This window comes from Methanomethylovorans sp., assembly GCF_050177135.1.
In the GTDB taxonomy this organism is placed as follows: domain Archaea; phylum Halobacteriota; class Methanosarcinia; order Methanosarcinales; family Methanosarcinaceae; genus Methanomethylovorans.
In genome coordinates this window covers 2,638-3,884 of record NZ_JBFXHJ010000183.1, presented here as the reverse complement: position 1 = coordinate 3,884, position 1,247 = coordinate 2,638, and the positions used below count along the sequence as shown (strand labels likewise).

The 1,247-nt window shown below is 41.9% G+C and carries 2 protein-coding genes; one reads left to right on the top strand and one right to left on the bottom strand.

Annotated elements, in window-relative coordinates:
- Positions 1–344, top strand: a 344-nt coding sequence (locus AB7U21_RS11045) for an alpha/beta fold hydrolase (protein WP_428389049.1), incomplete at its 5' end; no start/stop codon positions are given.
- Positions 345–486: 142 nt separating this feature from the next.
- Here the strand turns inward: AB7U21_RS11045 and AB7U21_RS11040 are convergent.
- Positions 487–1,247, bottom strand: a 761-nt coding sequence (locus AB7U21_RS11040; protein WP_428389047.1) for a TrkH family potassium uptake protein, incomplete at its 5' end; no start/stop codon positions are given.

The following is a 1,247-nucleotide window of genomic DNA, read 5'->3' as shown; positions in this document are numbered from 1 at the left end:
TTGAGATGTGGATCCCTACGCTCTTTGTAAAATCGGTATCTTCCGAGGTAATTGAGGAGACAGCAGCGATCATGTCCGAATTCCATCCAGTCGGAATGAGAACTATGCTGCTTTCTTTCGCTGAGGCCGACCTTCGCGACATGCTTCCAACCATCAAAGTGCCTACACTATTGCTGCATGGTGAAGCTGATCAGCGTTCTCCTCTGAACGTTGCCGAGAACCTGCATGCTAAGATCCCAACATCAAGGCTTGTGATCATACCTGCTGTCGGCCATGAGATCAGCCTAGAGGCACCAGAGACATTCAATGCCGAAGTACGTAGCTTTCTTCGAGAGAATCTGTAGAAGGAATTTGTAAATTTGGTTATTGCCAGTATCTCCTGAGAGAGATTGATGACAAAGTATCTGAGATCCTCACAGGTCAAAGTTTCAAGATATATGGTAACCGCATGACAGATCCTGATGTGTGACTATGAGCGACTTTCTTTTATTTTTTCCAGAATTCGGGTGTGAACAACACCATTACTGTGAATACTTCAAGTCTTCCTATCCACATATTTGCTATCATTATCAGTTTAGCTAAGGGTGGCATACAGTTGTAGCTTGACATCGGTCCAACAAGATTCAAGCCAGGTCCAATGTTGCCCAGGGTCGCAATAGATGCTGTAAAAGCAGTAATGATATCAACATTCATTAAGGAAATAAGGACGGTACTGGTAACGAATATAAGGAAATAGATGACCATAAATGATATTACCTGATGTATTATGTCATCTGGAACCACTTTCCCATTGAATTTGATCGGTTTTACAGCTCTGGGATGAATAAACCTGAACAATTCACTATTTGCATATTTTAAAAGTAATAGCACTCTTACAACTGTTGGGCCACCAGAGGTGGATCCGGCACATCCTCCTATGAACATCATAAACACCAGGACGATCCTGGAAGAATCAGGCCACAGATTGAAATCCACACTCGCAAAACCAGTGGTGGTGATAATAGACACAACCTGGAATATAGCATAGCGTAAGCATGTGAATGGATCAGCAGCTATGCCATATCTCAATGTAAGGATAAGCACAGCGGTGGCTGTTAAAATTATAGCAGTATAAAACTTGAATTCTTCATCCCTGAAAATACTTGTGTGGTCTATGTAGACTGTTCTGTACAACAGTACAAAATTAACCCCTGCTATGAACATGAATAGTGTGATTATCGCCTCTATCAAAGGACTGTTAAAAGCGA